The 17,670-nt window shown below is 66.7% G+C and carries 16 protein-coding genes and 1 riboswitch; of the genes, 8 read left to right on the top strand and 8 right to left on the bottom strand.

Annotated features, from left to right (window positions below; genetic code table 11):
- Positions 1-6 precede the first annotated feature (6 nt).
- Positions 7-762: a bifunctional 2-polyprenyl-6-hydroxyphenol methylase/3-demethylubiquinol 3-O-methyltransferase UbiG gene (ubiG, locus tag NWE53_RS02155; RefSeq protein WP_265052748.1), complete on the bottom strand. Its 756-nt coding sequence runs from the start codon at positions 760-762 to the stop codon at positions 7-9.
- A 143-nt stretch (positions 763-905) separates the two neighbouring features.
- On the opposite strand from ubiG, the gene NWE53_RS02150 reads away from it, so the two are divergent.
- From NWE53_RS02150 to NWE53_RS02140, 3 genes are all read left to right on the top strand, one after another.
- Complete coding sequence (locus tag NWE53_RS02150; RefSeq protein WP_265052747.1) at positions 906-2,144, top strand: aspartate kinase; 1,239 nt, start codon at positions 906-908, stop codon at positions 2,142-2,144.
- 111 nt (positions 2,145-2,255) lie between these two features.
- On the top strand, positions 2,256-2,666 hold the full coding sequence (locus NWE53_RS02145; RefSeq protein ID WP_265052746.1) for a thiol-disulfide oxidoreductase DCC family protein: 411 nt from the start codon (positions 2,256-2,258) through the stop codon (positions 2,664-2,666).
- Positions 2,666-4,342, top strand: a complete 1,677-nt coding sequence (locus NWE53_RS02140) for an SDR family oxidoreductase (RefSeq protein ID WP_265052745.1) — start codon at positions 2,666-2,668, stop codon at positions 4,340-4,342. The genes NWE53_RS02145 and NWE53_RS02140 overlap by 1 nt, the downstream gene beginning before the upstream one ends.
- Before the next feature lie 9 nt (positions 4,343-4,351).
- Here the strand turns inward: NWE53_RS02140 and NWE53_RS02135 are convergent, their stop codons facing one another.
- From NWE53_RS02135 to NWE53_RS02125, 3 genes are read right to left on the bottom strand one after another with little or no spacing between them, the layout of a single operon-like run.
- Positions 4,352-7,486, bottom strand: a complete 3,135-nt coding sequence (locus NWE53_RS02135) for an efflux RND transporter permease subunit (RefSeq protein WP_265052744.1) — start codon at positions 7,484-7,486, stop codon at positions 4,352-4,354.
- A complete protein-coding gene (locus NWE53_RS02130; RefSeq protein ID WP_265052743.1) occupies positions 7,483-8,679 on the bottom strand; it encodes an efflux RND transporter periplasmic adaptor subunit in 1,197 nt (398 codons plus the stop codon). The genes NWE53_RS02135 and NWE53_RS02130 overlap by 4 nt, the downstream gene beginning before the upstream one ends.
- A 15-nt stretch (positions 8,680-8,694) precedes the next feature.
- The gene (locus NWE53_RS02125; protein ID WP_265052742.1) at positions 8,695-9,171 is read right to left on the bottom strand and encodes a MarR family winged helix-turn-helix transcriptional regulator; all 477 of its coding nucleotides are present in this window, start codon (positions 9,169-9,171) and stop codon (positions 8,695-8,697) included.
- A gap of 200 nt (positions 9,172-9,371) precedes the next feature.
- Between NWE53_RS02125 and NWE53_RS02120 the strand changes: the two genes are divergently transcribed.
- The 3 genes from NWE53_RS02120 to NWE53_RS02110 all read left to right on the top strand — a co-directional run bounded on the left by NWE53_RS02120 (position 9,372) and on the right by NWE53_RS02110 (position 12,575).
- Complete coding sequence (locus NWE53_RS02120) at positions 9,372-10,463, top strand: NADH:flavin oxidoreductase/NADH oxidase (RefSeq protein ID WP_265052741.1); 1,092 nt, start codon at positions 9,372-9,374, stop codon at positions 10,461-10,463.
- Between the two features lie 170 nt (positions 10,464-10,633).
- Positions 10,634-12,127 carry a carboxypeptidase M32 gene (locus NWE53_RS02115; protein ID WP_265052740.1) on the top strand — a complete coding sequence of 498 codons (1,494 nt, stop codon included), beginning with the start codon at positions 10,634-10,636 and terminating at the stop codon, positions 12,125-12,127.
- 133 nt (positions 12,128-12,260) lie between these two features.
- On the top strand, positions 12,261-12,575 hold the full coding sequence (locus tag NWE53_RS02110; protein ID WP_265052739.1) for an Rdx family protein: 315 nt from the start codon (positions 12,261-12,263) through the stop codon (positions 12,573-12,575).
- Positions 12,576-12,740: 165 nt separating this feature from the next.
- Here NWE53_RS02110 and NWE53_RS02105 read toward each other — a convergent pair whose 3' ends face one another.
- The 4 genes from NWE53_RS02105 to thiO are packed head-to-tail and all read right to left on the bottom strand — an operon-like array spanning position 12,741 to position 15,315.
- A complete protein-coding gene (locus NWE53_RS02105; protein WP_265054793.1) occupies positions 12,741-13,349 on the bottom strand; it encodes a thiamine phosphate synthase in 609 nt (202 codons plus the stop codon).
- A gap of 14 nt (positions 13,350-13,363) precedes the next feature.
- Entirely contained in the window at positions 13,364-14,137 is a 774-nt protein-coding gene (locus tag NWE53_RS02100; protein WP_265052738.1) for a thiazole synthase, read from the bottom strand.
- Between the two features lies 1 nt (position 14,138).
- Positions 14,139-14,336 carry a sulfur carrier protein ThiS gene (gene thiS, locus NWE53_RS02095; RefSeq protein ID WP_265052737.1) on the bottom strand — a complete coding sequence of 66 codons (198 nt, stop codon included), beginning with the start codon at positions 14,334-14,336 and terminating at the stop codon, positions 14,139-14,141.
- Positions 14,320-15,315: a glycine oxidase ThiO gene (thiO, locus tag NWE53_RS02090; protein ID WP_265054792.1), complete on the bottom strand. Its 996-nt coding sequence runs from the start codon at positions 15,313-15,315 to the stop codon at positions 14,320-14,322. The genes thiS and thiO overlap by 17 nt, the downstream gene beginning before the upstream one ends.
- An 82-nt stretch (positions 15,316-15,397) precedes the next feature.
- A riboswitch (TPP riboswitch) is annotated at positions 15,398-15,499 on the bottom strand.
- 748 nt (positions 15,500-16,247) lie between these two features.
- Here thiO and NWE53_RS02085 point away from each other — a divergent pair.
- Together NWE53_RS02085 and NWE53_RS02080 are read left to right on the top strand one after the other, a co-directional pair.
- The gene (locus tag NWE53_RS02085) at positions 16,248-17,003 is read left to right on the top strand and encodes a tetratricopeptide repeat protein (RefSeq protein WP_265052736.1); all 756 of its coding nucleotides are present in this window, start codon (positions 16,248-16,250) and stop codon (positions 17,001-17,003) included.
- A 228-nt stretch (positions 17,004-17,231) separates the two neighbouring features.
- Complete coding sequence (locus tag NWE53_RS02080) at positions 17,232-17,651, top strand: hypothetical protein (protein ID WP_265052735.1); 420 nt, start codon at positions 17,232-17,234, stop codon at positions 17,649-17,651.
- The last annotated feature ends 19 nt before the right edge of the window (positions 17,652-17,670 follow it).

The following is a 17,670-nucleotide window of genomic DNA, read 5'->3' as shown; positions in this document are numbered from 1 at the left end:
AGCGGTTCAACCGCTCCGGCTGGCGGCGAGCATGTAGTTCACGTCCATGTCGCGCGCGGCGCTCCAACGGCCGGTCAGCGGATTATAGACCACGCCCGTCCGCGTCCCGAGCATGAAGCCGTTGGCTTCGATCGCTTCGCCGAGTTCGTCCGGCGTCACAAACTTCTCCCAGTCATGGGTTCCCTTCGGCAGCCAGCGCAGCACGTATTCGGCACCGACGATGGCGAGCGCATAGGATTTCAGCGTGCGATTGATCGTCGCCATCACCAGCAGCCCATCGGGCTTCACAGCCGCGCAGCAGGCCGCGATGAAGGCCTCGACATCGGCGACATGCTCGACGACCTCCATCGCCAGCACGATGTCAAAGCGCTTGCCGGATGCCACGACCGCTTCGATCGTCTCCTCGCGATAGTCGATGGCGAGACCGGCCTTCTCGGCATGGGCGCTGGCGACGGCGATATTGGTCGGGGCCGGGTCGAGGCCCGTCACCCCGGCGCCGAGCCTTGCCAGCGGCTCAGACAGCACGCCGCCGCCGCAGCCGATATCGACGAGGCTCAGGCCCGAAAGCGCCCGCATCTGCTTCGCGTCGCGGCCGAAATGCGCGCAGACCTCGTCGCGCACGAAGGCGAGCCGGACCGGATTGAACTTGTGCAGGACGGCCATCGGCCCCTTCGGATCCCACCAGTCGCGCGCGATCGCATCGAAGCGCGCGACCTCGGCCGGGTCGATCGTCGAGCCTGTGCGCTCACTCGCAGCCGCCATGAACCGGTCCTTCGTTTATGCGATGCCGCATTGACACCGCGCCTGCCGCCCGTCATCTACACCCGCCCCGCCGCCAGTGCGAGGGCGAGTTTTCGACCCGGCCTTACCGTCGGGGGCAGCTATCGAGAGCCGAAAAGACCGTCATGGCCCGTCTGGTGATGAAATTCGGTGGCACCTCAGTCGCCACTGTCGAGCGCATCAAGAACGCGGCGCGGCACGTCAAACGCGAGTTCGAGGCCGGCAACGAGGTCGCGATCGTCGTCTCGGCGATGTCGGGCAAGACCAACGAACTCGTCGCCTGGTGCAAGGAAGCGTCGCCGCTCTACGACCACGCCGAGTACGACACCGTCGTCGCCTCGGGCGAGCAGGTCACCTCCGGGCTGATGGCAATCGTGCTGCAGGAGATGGGTCTACCCGCCCGCTCATGGCAGGGCTGGCAGATTCCGCTCTACGGCTCCGACGCGCATGGCTCGGCCCGGATCGAGGGCGTCGACGGCGCCGGCATCCTCGCCGGGTTCGACCGCAACCGCGAGATCGCGGTCTGCTCGGGCTTCCAGGGCGTCAATCCGCGCACGCACCGCATCGTCACGCTCGGCCGCGGCGGCTCGGACACCAGCGCGGTGGCGCTCGCCGCCGGCCTCAAGGCCGATCGCTGCGACATCTACACCGATGTCGACGGCGTCTACACCACCGATCCGCGCATCGTCCCCAAGGCCAAGCGCATGGACAGGGTCTCCTTCGAGGAAATGCTCGAAATGGCCTCGCTCGGCTCCAAGGTGCTGCAGGTGCGCTCGGTCGAGATCGCGATGCTGCATCGCGTGCCGACCTATGTGCGCTCCTCCTTCGACGACCCCGAAAACCCCAATCCTGGCACCCTCATCTGCGACGAGGACGACATCGTGGAACAGCAGATCGTCACCGGCATCGCCTTCTCCCGGGACGAAGCCCAGATCACGCTTCGGCGCGTGGCCGACAAGCCCGGCGTCGCCGCCGCGATCTTCGGCCCGCTCGCCGATGCCAACATCAATGTCGACATGATCATCCAGGTCGTCTCGGACGACCAGGCGACGACCGACATCACCTTCACCGTGCCGACAGCCGATTACGAGCGCGCCAAGACGCTGCTCGAGAGCAAGCACGACGTGATCGCCTATCAGGAGATCCAGGGCGCCACCGACGTGGTGAAGATCTCGGCGATCGGCGTCGGCATGCGCTCGCATGCGGGCGTCGCGGCCCGCGCCTTCCGGGCGCTCGCCGAGAAGGGCATCAACATCCGCGCCATCACCACCTCCGAGATCAAGTTCTCGGTCCTGATCGACGCGGCCTATACCGAACTCGCGGTGCGCACGCTGCACTCGCTCTACGGCCTCGACGCCGCCTGAGGCCGCAGCGAACTGCACGTCTTCCGGACTCAACCCGGAATTCACAGAGCACCCTCGTCCGACCTCTGGGAGCTTGATCTACCAGAGCGGCCGCTACCGGGATCAGCACATATGAGCGCCGCGCCGATCTGGCTCTATGACGGCGTCTGCGTGCTTTGTTCCGGCGGGGTGCGTTACACGCTGAAGCATGAGCGCGACCATGCGATCCGCTTCGTTGCGATCCAGTCGCGCGAGGGGCGATCCCTGGCGCTGGCGAATGGCATCGACCCCGATACGCCTGAAAGCTTCCTCTTCATCGAAAACGGCCAGGCGCTCGCGAAATCCGACGGGGTGCTGGCGCTGCTCGACCACCTCGACGGGCCGGCGCGGCTGCTGCTGGCGGGGCTCCTCTTGCCGAAACCCTTGCGGGACTGGCTCTACGACCGTGTCGCGCGCAACCGCTACCGCCTCTTCGGGCAAAAGACCGCCTGCGAGATGCCCGATCCGGCCCAGCGCCATCGGTTCCCCCTGCCGGAGACATGATGGGCCGGCGGCGCGTGCTCCTGATCGGTGGGACCGGCGTTTTCGGCCGTCGGCTCGCACATCATCTCGCCCGGACGGAAGGGCTTGATCTCATCGTGACCTCGCGCGACGCCGACAAGGCTCAGGCCGCGGCGCGGGCCATCCGCGCCGCGCCGGGGACGACGGTCTCCGGGATCGGGCTCGATCATCGAAACGGCCTTGCCGATCGCCTCACCGAGATCGCGCCGTGGCTGGTCATCGACGCCTCAGGGCCGTTCCAGGGCGCCAGCTACGACGTGCCGCGTGCCGCGCTCGAAGCCGGCGCCCATGTCGTCGACCTCGCCGATGCGCGAGACTACATCCTCGGCTATGGCCCGGTGCTCGACGAAATCGCGCGCTCGCGCGGGCTGGTGGCGCTTGCCGGAGCAAGTTCGACTCCGGCCCTGTCCACCGCCGCAGTCGCGGCGATCACAGGCGGCTGGAAGCGGATCGATGCGATCGACATCGCGATCACACCGGGCGGGCGCAGCGAAGTCGGCGAGGCGGTCATTGCGGCGATCCTGAGCTACGCAGGGCGACCGGTTCCGGTCTGGCGCGAAGGCGAGTTGCAGGAGACGACAGGCTGGCTCGACAGCCGGGTTATCGCCATGCCCCGGCTGCGGCGGCAGCGTGTGGCGGCGGTCGAGACGGTCGATGTGCAATGGCTCGGCCCACGACTCGGCGTCGCCTCGCGGATCGGATTTCATGCCGGCCTTGAGTCGCATATCGAGCAATGGGGGCTGATGGCGCTGGCGTGGTTGCGTCGGACAGGACTCATCAGATCCCTTGACGGGTTGATCCCTGCCCTCCTGGCTGCGCGCAGGCTGACGCAGGCCACGACATCCAATCGTGGCGGCATGCTGGTCACGGTGACCGGGCTCGATGACGACGGCATTCTGCGCCAGGCGCGCTGGTCATTGCTGGCCGAACAGGGCGACGGGCCTCAGGTCCCGACGCTAGCTGCGGCTGCGGCGTTGCGCGCGCTCATGCGGGGGGCGCTCGAAGCGGGGGCTCGCCCGGCGGCCGGAGCACTGACGCTCAGGGAGATCGAGGCCGAACTGGCTCCCTATGCGATCACGACGCACATCGAAAGCAAAGCGCATGGCCCCGCGCTGCTGCAGCGGGCATTGGACACCGCCACCTTCTCTGCACTGCCTGGGCCTTTGCAGGCCTTCCACGGCGCCGAGGGCTATCCCGTCTGGCGAGGTCGCGCCCGGGTGGAGAACGGCAAGAGCCCGGTCGCCTGGCTGCTGCGGCGCATCATCGGCTTGCCCGAAGCCACAGACGACGTGCCGGTGACTGTCAGTGTCGAGCGCACCGCCATGGAAGGCGGCGCGGCGGAGATCTGGACCCGCAATTTCGGCGGCTGTCGCTTCTCGTCCCGTCTCGACCTCGACCTCGACCGGGGCGGCTGTTTGCGTGAGCGCTTTGGCCCCGTGAGCTTCCGCCTCGATGTCACGGCCGGGAACGGCGAACTCAGGCTCCCCGTCGCCGCCGCTCGGATGCTGGGTCTACCCCTGCCCCGCTTCCTGCTGCCGCGATCGGAGGCGACCGAGAGTGTGGATACGCAGGGCCGCTTCCATTTCGACGTGAAGTTGACGCTGCCGATCTTCGGTCTGCTCGTGCGCTATGTCGGCTGGCTCACGCCCAGGGCATGAGCCAGTTTTTCACTCAGCCGGATGGCTGATCTGCGCCGGATCCTGCTTGCTGCCGCGCAGCCAGCCACCGAGCCGGAGGAGCCCGTTCGACAGCCTGTCCATGTAGAGGAACAGGACGGGCGTGATGAACAGCGTCAGCACCTGCGAGATCATCAGGCCGCCGACCACCGCGATACCGAGCGGCTGGCGCAGCTCCGCGCTGGCGCCCGCGCCGAGCGCGATCGGCAGCGTACCCATCAGCGCCGCCAGCGTCGTCATCAGGATCGGCCGGAAACGCATCACGCAGGCCTGATGGATCGCCTCCTGCGCGCTCTTGCCCTCCCGCAGGAGCAAGAGGGCGACGTCGATCATCATAATCGCGTTCTTCTTGACGATGCCGATCAGCATCAGCAGGCCGATGATGGCGATGACCGAGAGATCCATGTCGAAGAGCCTGAGCGCCCCGAGCGCGCCGATCGCGGCGGATGGCAAGCCGGTCAGGATCGTCAGCGGGTGGATGAAGCTCTCGTAGAGGATGCCGAGCACGATGTAGATCGTCAGGATCGCGCCCGCGATCAGCAGCCCCTGGTTCGCCAGCGAATCCTGGAAGGTCTTGGCGGTGCCGGCGAGCGTGGTCGAAAGCGACTTCGGCAGGCCGATCTGCTCCTTGAGCGCATTGATGCGGTTGACGCTGTCGCCGAGCGCGACGCCGGGCGGCAGATTGTAGGAGATCGTGACCGCCGGGAGCTGGCCGAGCTGGTTGACCGTGAGCTGGCCTGCCGTGCGCTCGATCCGGGCGAAAGCGCCGAACGGCACCAGATTGCCGTTCTTGGTGCGAACGCGAATCGCGTTCAGCCGCTCCGGCGTCCAATGCTCGTTCGGATTGAACTCGATGACGACGTTGTAGTTGTCGCCAGTCGTATAGATCGTCGAGACCTGCCGGACGCCGAAGCCCGAATAGAGCGTCGAGCGCAGGATGTCGGCACCGATGCCCAGCGCATTAGCCTTGTCGCGGTCGACCGTGAGCGTGGCCTGCAAGGCGTTGTTCTGCAGATCGGTGGTGACGTCGGCGAAAACCTCCCGGTCACGGCTCATGGCGTCAGCCAGCCGCAAGGACCAGTCGTTCATCAGCGCCTGGTCCAGCCCCTGAACGACGAGCTGATACTGGCTCTTCGAGGAGCGCGCGCCGATGTTCAGGTTCTGCACCGGCACCATGTAGGTGTTGATGCCCGCCACCTGGGCGAGGTCACGACGGAGCGAGGCGAGAACATGCGGCAGCTTGGGGCGCTCGTCCAGCGGCTTCAGCTCGACGAAGAGGCGCCCGGAGTTCAGCGCGCTGCCGCCGCCGCCATTGCCGCCCACCGACGAAGCGACATGCGCGACATAGGGCGACTTGCGGAAGATATCGGCGACCTCGGCCTGCAGCTTCAGCATTGCATCAAAGGAGATGTCCTGCCGGGCCTCGGTCGAAACCTGGAGCTGGCCGATGTCCTCCTGCGGGAAGAAGCCCTTCGGTGCCGTCTGAAGCAGCCAGACCGTGCCGGCCATGGTGAGGAAGAAGGCCAGGAGCATCAGCGGCTGGAAGCGCAGGCAGAATTTCAGCCCGCGATCATAGCCCGCGAGGATCGCGTCGAAGCCTTTCTCAAGCCAGCGGCCGAGCGCGTTCTCCTGATGATGCTCGGAGTAGCCCGAGAGCAGGCGCGAGCACAGCATCGGCGTCAGCGTCAGCGAGACGAAGGCGGAGGCGAGGATCGAGACCGTCACCACCACGGCGAACTCGTTGAAGATGCGGCCGATGACGCCGCCCATGAGCAGCACGGGAATGAAGACCGCGACCAGCGAGAGCGAGATCGAGATGATGGTGAAGCCGATCTCGCTCGCGCCCTTCAGCGATGCCTCATAGGCCGAGAGCCCGTCCTCCTCCATGTGCCGGACGATGTTCTCCAGCATGACGATGGCGTCGTCGACGACGAGGCCGACCGATAGCGTGAGGCCGAGCAGCGAGATGTTGTCGATCGAGAAATCGAGGAGATACATCGCCGCAAGCGTCGCGATGATGGAGATCGGAACCGCCACTGCCGGGATGAAGGTCGCGGCGACGCGGCGCAGGAAGGCGAAGATCACCATGATCACCAGGGCGATGGTGAGCAGCAGGGTGAGCTGCACATCGTCCACGGCCTGGCGGATCGAGGTCGAGCGGTCGTTGAGCAGCGAAAGCGAGGCGGCGGCCGGCAGCTGCTCCTCGAAAGCCGGGATCATCGCCTTGACGCGGTCGACGACTTCCACGGTGTTGGCGTCGGGCTGACGCTGCACCGCCAGCACGATCGCCGGCACGCCGTCATAGGTGCTGCGCGTCTGGGTATTCTCGACGGAGTCGATCACCTTGGCGACATCGCCGAGCCTGACCGGCTTGCCCGCGCGCGTCGCGATGATGACGTTGGAGAACTGGGCGGCGTTGGCGAGCTGGGTCTGCGCCTGGATGGTGAGTTGCTGGGCCGTGTTCTGGATCGTGCCGACCGGCGTATTGGCATTGGTCGCGGTGATCGCGAGCTGCAATTCATCGAGGCCGATGCCGCGCGCGGCCAGCGCGGTCGGATCGATCTGGATGCGCACCGCGTATTTCTGGCTGCCCCAGATCAGGACCTGGGCGACGCCGTCGACGGTCGAGAGGGCCGGCGAGATCACCTGCTGGGCGAAGGCGTCGAGCTGCGAGAGCGGCACCACATCGCTCTTCAGCGCCATCAGGATGATCGGCGCATCGGCCGGGTTCACCTTGCGGTAGCTCGGCGGCGTCGTCATCTCGATCGGCAGTTGCCGCTGGGTGCGGGTGATCGCAGCCTGCACGTCGGCGGCCGCGGCGTCGATGTCGCGGTTCAGCACGAACTGGATCGCGATCGAGGTCGAGCCCTGCGAGTTCGTGGTCGAGATCGAGTCGATGCCGGCGATGGTGCCGAACTGCTTGACCAGCGGCGTCGCGACCGACGTCGCCATGGTGTCCGGCGAGGCGCCGGGCAATTGGGCGGAGACGTTGACGACCGGGAACTCGGCGCGCGGCAAGGCCGCCACCGGCAGGAAGCGCCAGGCGAAGAGCCCCGCCAGCACCAGCGAGACCGACATCAGGATGGTGGCGACGGGGTGCTTGATGCAGAAGGCCGAGATGTTCATGAGCGTGCGCCTTCCGCCACCGGCGTGCTTTGCGGCGGCTTCTCGCTCGTCGCGGCACGCTCCCGCACCCGCGTGCCCTGCTTCAGACGCATCTGTCCGTCGGTGACGACCCGCTCGCCCGGAGCGATGCCCTCGGTCAACGCCGTCTTGTCGCCGTCGCTGAGCGCGACCTTGATCTGGCGTAGGTCGACGGTCGAATCCGGCTTGATGACGAAGGCATAGGGCCCCTGCTGCCCGGTCTGGACCGCGACGGTGGGGATCACGGTGACGCCGGTCAGCGTTTCCGGAATGATCTCGACGTCGACATACTGGCCGGGCCAGAGCGTGAGGTCGTCATTGGTGAAGGCGGCCTTGGCGGTGATGGTTCCAGAGGTGATGTCGACCGTCGAATCGACGAAATTGAGCCTGCCCTCCACCGGCGGGCGGCCCGAATTCGGCACACGGGCCGTCACCGGCACGGGCTTGGCGGCGGCCAGCGCACCGTGCAGGGTCGGCAGCTCATTCTCCGGCATGGCGAAGGAGACGCGCAGCGGCTTCATCTGCGTGATCGTCAGCAGGCCGGTGGCGCCGCTGCTGTTGCTGGCATTGGCGCTGACCAGGTTGCCCGGCGTGACCTGGACCGCGCCGATGCGGCCCTCGATCGGTGCCGTGATCCGCGTATAGCCGAGCTTGAGCCGGTCGGCATCGAGCGTGGCATGGTCGCCCTGGATGCTGGCCGCGGAGCTGCGCTCGTCCGCGGTCGCCTGATCGACCTGCGCCTGCGTGCCGGCATTGCGGATGAAGAGCTGCTTGTAGCGCTCGAGATCGGCGACGTTGCGGGTATGGGTCGCCTCGTCGCGCGCGAGCATCGCCTCATCCTTGGCGATCTGAGCCTTGATGTCGCGGTCGTCGAGGGTGAAGAGCAGGTCTCCGGCCTTGACGAACTGCCCGTCGGTGACGTGCTGGGCCATGATCTGGCTGTCGATGCGCGAGCGCACCACGACGCTCGCCGGCGTCTCGACGAAGCCGATCGCGCGCTTGCGCACCGGGAAGTCAGCCTGGACGGCAGCGGCGGAGACGATCGCGACAGCCGCGCCGTCACCACGATTGCGGGCCGTCTGCGCGCCTTCGGGTGCGCGGGAACGCACATACCAGACGCCCGCGGCAGCAGCCGCGACGAGAACCAGACCGACGATAAGTCCTGAACGCTTCATGTTCTCTCCACTCGTTCAGGCGGTCCGGCCGGCAACAGCCGGCACTTGCAGCTTGTCTTCCCGCTGGGGACGGGTCTGCTCGCGGATGGCGGCCAACGCCTCCAGCGCGGCAAGAATCGAACTCTCCTCGACGCTGCCCAGCACCTCCTGCGCGATCGCGGTGCGCACCTGATCGAGATCGTCGACCAGCGCCCGGCCTTCCGGGGTCAGGTAGAGCCGATAGGCACGCCGGTCGGCCGGGTCCTCGCGGCGCTCGATCAGGTTCTGCCCCTGCAGGCGATCGAGCAGGCGCGCGAGTGAAATCGGCTGCAAATCCATCTGCTCGGCGAGAGCCGCCTGATTCAGCCCCTCCTGCCGTCGCAAACGAGCCATCACGCCCCATTGCGCCCGTGTCGTGCCGTGCTGGCGGGCACGCTGATCGACATAGGTCCGCAGCAGACGGGAGGTTTCGACGAGCTGGAACATGAATTCCCGCCGCAAGGGTCGCTTCATACACCGATCTCCAAGAACGTAAGCCTGCTTATAGTATATCAGATTACGGCGATTTCGCGGTTGCACAATAAGAAGCGCGGAATCGTGAGGAGCGCCGCCCTGAGCGCGCATCGCTTTTGCGCGCGCGCCTCTGGCTTCGCACGGCCAAGCGCTTCTAGACTGCGCCCGAAAACGCGCCCTCTTCGAGAAGTTCTCCCGACATGAGTCAGCTCTTCAGCCCCTATCAGCTTGGCGGCCTCACGCTCGCCAACCGCATCATCATCGCGCCGATGTGCCAGTATTCGGCGCAGGATGGCTGCGCCACGGACTGGCACACCATCCATCTCGGCCACCTCGCACTGTCAGGCGCCGCGCTCCTCGTCATCGAGGCCACGGCCGTAGAGCCGGACGGACGCATCAGCCCCTTCGATCTCGGCCTGTGGTCGGAGGAGACGGAAGCGGCCTTGGGCAAGGCGCTGCAATCCGCCCGCGCCTGGTCGGACATGCCGATCGCGATCCAATTGGCGCATGCGGGGCGCAAGGCCTCCGTCGCGCAGCCCTGGAACGGCGGCGGCCAGCTCGGCCTCGACGAGGGCGGTTGGACGGTACATGCACCTTCAACGATCGGCTTCGAGACCTATCCGCGGTCGCCGCGTGCCCTCACCAAGGACGACATCGCGCGGCTCTGCGAGGCCTTCGCGGATTCGGCACGACGGAGCGTCCGGCTCGGTCTGGCAGCCATCGAACTGCACGGCGCGCACGGCTATCTGATGCACCAGTTCCTCTCGCCGCTCTCGAACAGGCGCGAGGACGAATATGGCGGCTCGCTCGAGAACCGCATGCGCTTCCCGCTGGAAGTCCTGGACGCGGTGCGCGCGGTGGTGCCGGCGGGTTTCCCGGTCGGCTTCCGCATCTCCGGCACCGACTGGGTCGAAGGCGGCTGGGATATCGAGGACAGCATCACCTTCTCCGAGGCAGCCAAGGCGCGCGGCGCCGACTTCATCCATGTCTCCAGCGGCGGCCTCTCGGCCGCCCAGAAGATCCCGCTCGGCCCGAGCTACCAGGTTCCGCTCGCGCGGGCCGTGAAGCAGGCAACGGGAATCACCACGATCGCCGTCGGCCTGATCACTGACCCGGAGCAGGCCGAGGCGATCGTCGGCACCGGCGAAGCCGATCTCATCGGGCTGGCGCGCGGCATCCTCTACAATCCGCGCTGGCCCTGGCATGCGGCGGCCGAGCTCGGCGCCAGCGTCAAGGCGCCGAACCAGTATCTCCGCTCGCAGCCGCGGCAGTATTCCAAGCTGTTCGCCTGAGGCAGCCACAGGCTGCCCGGGTCATCCCGGGCGTAGCGAAGCGAAGACCCGGGATCCACGCCTAAAGCTTCTTCGGAAGCACTCCGGCATGGACCCCGGGTCTCCCTCCGGTCGCCGGGGGTGACCGCGTGCGATATCAAGCCCCGTAGAATCGCGAGAAACGCCGAGACATGACCGCCTATTCCGACCTCGCCGCCCATTTCGGCCGCATCGCCGCGCTCTCCAACGCCGTCGGCATCCTGCAATGGGACAACGACACGATGATGCCGAAGGGCGCCGCCGAGACGCGGGCCGAAAGCATGGCGCTGCTGCATGTGATGCGCCACGGCATGGCGACGGACGCCCACATCGGCGGCTGGCTCGCGGAGGCCGAAAACGACGGCGGCCTCGGCGCCTGGGAGAAGGCAAACCTGCGCGAGATCAGGCGCGTCTGGACAGTCGACACCGCCCTGCCCGCCGATCTCGTCGAGGCATCGAGCAAGGCGGTCTCGGCCTGCGAGATGCGCTGGCGGCAGGCACGGGCCGATTCCGATTTCGCGGGATTGCTGCCCTATCTCGCCGAGGTGCTGAACCTCCAGCGCCAGATCGGCAAGGCCAAGGGCGAGAAGCTCGGCGTCTCGCCCTACGACGCCCTGCTCAACGATTATGAGCCAGGCGGCAGCTCGGCAAAGATCGACGGGCTCTTCGACGATCTCGCCGCCTTCCTGCCCGGCTTCACACAGGAAGCGATGGCGGTGCAGGCGCGCCGGCCGGCGCTGCCGGCGCTCGAAGGTCCGTTCGCGACCGAGACACAGCGCGCGCTCGGCCTGCGCCTGATGGCAGCGCTAGGCTACGATTTCGAGCGCGGGCGGCTCGACATCTCGACCCATCCCTTCTGCGGCGGTGCCGACAACGATGTGCGCATCACCACGCGCTACGACGAGGCCGACTTCACCAAGGCGCTGATGGGCGTGTTGCACGAGACAGGCCATGCGCTCTACGAGCAGGGCCGGCCGCAGGGCCATATGAACCAGCCGGTCGGCGCCGCGCGCGGCATGAGCATCCATGAAAGCCAGTCGCTGCTGATGGAGATGCAGGCCTGCCGCTCGCGCCAGTTCCTCGCCTTTGCCGCGCCGCTGATGCGCGATAGCTTCGGCGGCGCCGGCCCCGCCTGGGAGACCGAGGCGATGTGGCACCGTTATACGCGCGTCGAGCCCGGCTTCATCCGCGTCGATGCCGACGAGGTGACCTATCCGGCCCATGTCATCCTGCGCTACCGGCTGGAGAAGGCGCTGATCGCCAACGAGATGCCGCTCGCCGAATTGCCTGCCGCCTGGAATGCGGGGATGAAGTCCCTGCTCGGGGTCACCGTGCCCGACGACCGGGTCGGCTGCCTGCAGGACATCCACTGGCCCTCCGGCGGCTGGGGCTATTTCCCGACCTATACGCTCGGCGCGATGACGGCGGCCCAGATCTTCGACGCCGCCTGTCGGGCCGAGCCGGGCATCCTGCCCGGCATCGGCAAGGGCGATTTCGGCCCGCTGGTGGGCTGGCTGCGCGCCAACATCCACGGCAAGGGCTCGCTGCTCCCGACCGACGACCTGCTCACCGAAGCGACGGGCCGGCCGCTCGACGCCTCCGTGTTCAAGGCGCATCTGCGCCGCCGCTACATCGAAGAGACCTGATCTTTCTGATTTTATTTATTCAAAACAAAGACTTGTCCGCGGCTTCATGCTGATCGGCCATGCAGCTTTCGGGCTTGCATCGGGGGGCACGAAGCGGGATGTCGGAAACGACCTCCCGCTTCGGTGACCGATCATGACCCAGACCAAGCCCGCCCCCCGCATCGCCATCACCTATTGCTCGATGTGCAACTGGATGCTGCGCTCGGCCTGGCTCGGGCAGGAGTTGCTCTCCACCTTCGGGCAGGATCTCGGCGAGGTAGCGCTGATCCCGCGCACGGGCGGCATCTTCCAGATCACCTATGACGGCGAGCTGATCTGGGACCGCAAGACCGATGGCGGATTCCCGGATTCCAAGGTGCTGAAGCAGCGCGTGCGCGACCGGCTCGACCCCGAGCGCAGCCTCGGCCATGTCGACGGGCACACGATGTCGACGGAAGCGGAGAGCTGAGACTTAGGAATTACGTCGTCATCCCGGCTGCAGCAAAGCGGAGCGCCGGGATCCATCGTAGGGCTCCGCGCTCTACGATGGATCCCGGATCTGCGCTGCTTCGCAGCTTGTCCGGGATGACGGAGTGGTTCCGTGCCATATCCGGAGGCGCAACGGCGCGCCTCTTCAGACCGCGTGCTTCCGCGTCGCCGCCACCCAGGATTTCAACCGCTCCTCGGGATCGGCGTTCAGCGTGATGTCGGTCACGGCTGCCACGATGTCGGCGCCGGCGTCGAAAACGCCCGGCGCGCGTTCCAGCGAAATGCCGCCGATGCCGACCAGCGGCAGGTCGCCGATGCGGCGCTTCCACTCGCCAAGCCGCTCCAGCCCTTGCGGGCCGAAGCGCATCTGCTTGAGAATTGTCGGATAGACCGGCCCGAGCGCGACATAATCCGGCTCCGTCGCCAGCGCGCGCTCCAGCTCGGCCTCGTCATGGCTGCTGACGCCGAGCTTGAGGCCCGCCTTGCGGATCGCGCCGAGATCGGCGGTGTCGAGATCCTCCTGACCGAGATGGAGGAAATCGCAGCCCTCCGCGATGGCGAGCTTCCAGTAGTCGTTGACGACGAGCACGCAGCCGACCTCCGCGCAGAGCCGCTTGGCGCGAGCGATCTCGCGGGCAACCTCGATTTCGGGCCGATCCTTGACGCGCAATTGCACCAGCTTGACGCCGAGCGGCAGCATCCGCTCCAGCCAGTCGGCGCTGTCGAAGATGGGATAGAACGGATCGAGCTTCATGCGAGACAGGTCTTTCATGCCAGGAAGGCCTTGCCCATGACGGGCGTGGAGGGAGCTGCCATGTCGCGCGCCTCGATCGGCTGCGCCTCGAAGGCGAGCCGGCCGGCGCGGATGGCGAGCGCGAAGGCCTCCGCCATCGCGGCCGGGTCCCCCGCCTTGGCGACGGCGGTGTTGAGCAGGATGCCGTCATAGCCCAGCTCCATCGCCTGCGCGGCATGGGAGGGCAGGCCGATGCCGGCGTCGACGACGAGCGGAATATCCGGGAAATGCTGGCGCATGGTGCGCAGCCCGTAGGGGTTGTTGAGCCCCCTGCCCGATCCGATCGGCGCGCCCCAGGGCATCAGCACCTCGCAGCCGCCATCGAGCAGGCGCCCGCCGATGACGATGTCCTCTGTCGTGTAGGGGAAGACCTTGAAGCCGTCATCGGCGAGGATGCGCGCAGCCTCGACCAGCGCGATCACGTCCGGCTGGAGCGTGTCGTCCTCGCCGATCACCTCGAGCTTGATCCAGTCGGTGCCGAAGACCTCGCGCGCCATCTGCGCCGTCGTCACTGCCTCCTTCACCGTGTGGCAGCCGGCCGTGTTCGGCAGCACCTTGACGCCGAGCTCGCGGATGAGCGCCCAGAACGCCTGCCCCGCCGCGCCGCCGGACGATTCCCGGCGCAGCGAAACGGTGACGACCTCGACGCCGGAGCGCTTCACCGCCTCGGCGAGGATCGCGGGCGACGGATATTGCGCCGTGCCGAGGAAAAGCCGGTTTTGCGGCTCGAAGCCGTAAAAGGATGCCATCTCAGCCTCCCTGCATCGGGGCGACGACCTCGATGCGGTCGCCGTCGTTCAAGATCACTTCAGCGCGCTTGCGAGCCGGCACGAAATCGCCGTTCACCGCCGTCGCGACGATGCGGCCGGCATAGCCGAGCTCGGCCAGCGCCTCGGCCAGCGTCTTCGCGGCGATCTCCTGCGGCGCGCCGTTAAGCAGCAAGGTCATGCAGCATCTCCGGTCGTGATTGCGGGTTCATCACGGCATCCGCAGCCATCCGCGCCATGGCGGGGCTGAGCAGGAAGCCGTGACGGTAGAGCCCGTTGACATGGATCACCCGGCCGCGTCGCGTCAGCCGCGGCAGGTTATCGGGGAAGGCCGGGCGCGCATCGGTGCCGATCTCGACGACCTCCGCCTCGCCGAAGGCGGGATGCAGCGCATAGGCCGCGCCGAGCAGCTCCAGCATCGAGCGGGCCGAGATGCGGCTGCGCTCGCCGCTCTCGATCATCGTCGCGCCGACCATGAAGATGCCGCCTGCCCGCGGAACGATGTAGAGCGGGATGCGCGGATGCAGCAGCCTTACGGGGCGCGACAAGCGGACCTCGTCGCTTTTCAGCAGCAGCATCTCGCCCTTGACGCCGCGCAGATCGGGCAGGACATCGCGCGCCGACAGCCCCCGGCAGTCGAGGACGATTTCGGCATCGAGATTGGCCGGTTCGACCGCGCTGTCGAAATGCACCGCCACGCCCTTTGCAAGGAGGCGTTCGGCCAAGGCCGCGATCGCCTTGCGCGGATCGAGATGCGCCTCGTCAGCGAAGAACAGCCCGCGCGAGAAGCGCCCGGCGAGATCGGGCTCCAGCCCTGCGACCGCCTCGCCATCGATCTCCTCGAAATGGCTGGTGCGCTGGCCGAAGCGGCGCAGCTCCGAGCGATCGCGGCTCGGCGCGACAACGAGCGTGCCCTGGCGAACCACCCCGTCCGCGTGCCGCTCCCACCAGCCGGCTGCCTCCTGGCCGAGCCGGATCACCGGCTCCTCGGCGCTTTCGCCCTCGCACCAGGGGGCGAGCATGCCGCCGGCATACCAGGAGCAGGCCGCGGCACCGATGCGCGAACCGCGCTCGTGGATGGTGACCTGCGCGCCGCGCGCGGCCAGCTCGGTGGCGCAGGCAAGGCCAACGACACCGGCGCCGACCACCGCGACGGTTATGTTCCGATAAGGGCTGGATGCAGCCGCCATGCTTTTCCCTGCTCCCGGGAAGGCAGCGGCCAAAGGCGCGAGCAGCTTTGTCTGCGAGCCGAAGACCGTTCCCTTCGCCGGCATTACCCGGATCAGGTGCGATGGGTTGGCGCGACGCGCACCTCTCAGCCTTTCGGCACCCCAACGGACAGACGCATTCTAATAAGCGGATCACCCCGGGGCAAGGCAAGCCGACGCAAGGCGCCGTTGCAACGAGCGTCGCCTGGAGAACGGGCGCCGCCCACCGAGCACTCCCTTGGTAATGGAGAGGTCGAGAGTTCAATCCTCTCTCGCAGCACCAGCACTTTCAATGACTTAGTCTAGTGATGAGCGCTCCCAGATCAAGGCGAGACAGCACCAGCACAGCACGCGAGCACGTTTTAAGGCTCTCGCGGTGGGGGGCGGGTCCTGTTGCGACTAACACCGCCCAGGTCCGCTTCGCGTGGGGTATCAGGGGCGAGTAGTGTCAGTGGTGCCCATGCCCTCCCTCGCGGAACTGGCACTTGGCGCTAACACACATGGACTTGACGCCCGCGCGGTGGCAGCGCAGGGGCAGCAATGGCGACACCTACGCGAACTGCCCTGCCCTCGCTGGCTGGGCAGCGCGCGCCTGGCTCACGGCACTAGGCTCTCCCCCTGCCAACGCCAGCGCGCGCTGCGCCGCACACGCGCAGACCTTCCGACCAAATCGCCAGTGCTCAACTTTTCGTGGCGGGCCTGCCAAGCGCTGTTTTGCCATCGGCTGCCCCACTGTCAGTGAAGACTGCGTCTTCTTGTCGCTGCTCTCGCGCAACCGCCACAGCGTGGCGACGTAGAACAACTGTTTGGCTGGCAATCTCAAGCTCGACGCTGGCGTGCGTGGTAAGACGGCGCACTAGCGGCGAGGACAGGACAACGATAGCATGAATGGCGAGCAGCACTGCGGCGGACAGGTGAGTGGCGGCGGACGGCATCGCGTTTCGCAGCCATCGACTTGGACCGCATGGACGCGAGCGGCCTTTGCCGCCATCGTTCTGCTGTTGAGCCTTGCCGCACCTGTGGCGGCAGGACCGTCTGAGGACGTTGCCGCTATGTACTCTGCCGTGCTGCGGCACTTGCGTCCGCTGGCCGATCAAGGCAACGCCAACGCGCAGTTCAATCTTGGCTTCATGTACAGCAATGGCCAGGGCGTACCGCAGAACCACGCCGAGGCGCTGAAGTGGTATCGCCTCGCGGCAGACCAAGGCAACGCCGAGGCGCAGCTCATGCTCGGCGCCATGTACCGCAATGGCGATGGAGTGCCGCAGGATTACGCTGAGGCGTTGAAGTGGCATCGCCTCGCGGCAGACCAAGGCAACGCCGAGGCGCAGTACTTTCTTGGCTTCATGTACAGCAATGGCCAGGGCGTACCGCAGAACCACGCCGAGGCGCTGAAGTGGTATCGCCTCGCGGCAGACCAAGGCAACGCCTTCGCGCAGTTCAATGTCGGCGTCATGTACATGGAAGGCGCGGGCGTGCCGCAGGATTATGTCCGCGCACACATGTGGTTCAACTTGTCAGCCGCGCAGGAGGTTGGACATGCTGCGAGAGATAGGGATGAGCTTGCAAAGGTCATGACCCCCGAACAAATCGCGGAAGCCCAGAATCTGGCGCGTGAGTGGCAACCCAAGCGGCCCTGATAGGCCGGGTCGGCATCAACCAAGGACGGTCCGTTGCGAACCGGCGGCGGTCGGCATCATTTCACCGGGTCAGGCTCTCGACCACGCACGAGGTGGCCTGATGTTCAACCCGCCGCCCGCACAGTCCTTGCGGTGTATCAGAGCGAGCGGCAGTGTTGCGAAGTAAAGCTTGCGGCGGCTTAGACCGGCGCTGGGTCATGCCCGCTGCTTTAATCGCGAGAGGACGCCATGCGACGAATGATGCTCGTGCTTGCTGCCTGCGCTGTGCTGGCGGGATGTCAGACAGCCAACCATGATGCCGAATACGCGAGAATTGAGCCGCAGATACAGGCCATCGTCGCTCTCATGAGAGCTGGAAAGATTAAGCGCGCGGAAGGCATGCGGCGGCAGTACGAGCTTGCGAAGACTGTCGGTGGCTTCGATATCTTCGATGAAGCTCTTTGGCGACGCGGGATCGCCCTCGCCGAGAAGCACGACCGAGGCTTGATGACGCAGATCGAAGTCGAGGCGCTCCATGCGCAAGCCGAAGCCGAACGCTCGCAACAGAAGACGCAAGCCTACGCCGCGCGGGTGACAGCCGCCGCAGCGTGGCAGGCATCGCGACCGCGCACCTGCATTCGCTCTGGCGATTTCGTGAACTGCTTCTAGGCATCTCAAGAACGGAACC

The sequence above is a fragment of the Bosea sp. NBC_00550 genome (assembly GCF_026020075.1).
GTDB lineage: Bacteria > Pseudomonadota > Alphaproteobacteria > Rhizobiales > Beijerinckiaceae > Allobosea.
The sequence above is the reverse complement of the archived record's forward strand: the minus strand, read 5'-3'. Positions and strand labels throughout refer to the sequence as shown.